A 255-nucleotide genomic window follows, 5' to 3' on the forward strand; every position below is an offset into this window, starting at 1 on the left:
CGCCGACAACAATGCTGGCCTACGGCGGCGGCGCATGGGCCAACCTGCCCGCCACCACGGATTTCGACGCACAAGCGTACCCCGATCCGGTGTGGTCGCCCATGCCCGCCAGCATATCCGGGCCGCATGCCGGTGGCGTGCACCAGATGCGCGTCAGCCTGTTGGGCGGCGATGGCTACGTGCGCATTCTGCAATGCCGGGTGCTGCTGGATGTGCCGGACCAGATAGAGGAGTTCGAGGACGTAGCCGTGCCCG

1 protein-coding gene is annotated in these 255 nt (G+C 67.5%); it reads left to right on the forward strand.

Going from position 1 to position 255, the window contains the following annotated elements; genetic code table 11:
- A partial coding sequence (locus tag V6B97_RS17515) for a hypothetical protein (protein WP_333507723.1) occupies positions 1–255 on the forward strand: 255 nt, incomplete at both ends.

Source organism: Nitratidesulfovibrio sp. 1201_IL3209 (genome assembly GCF_036763125.1).
Classification (GTDB): Bacteria; Desulfobacterota; Desulfovibrionia; order Desulfovibrionales; family Desulfovibrionaceae; genus Cupidesulfovibrio.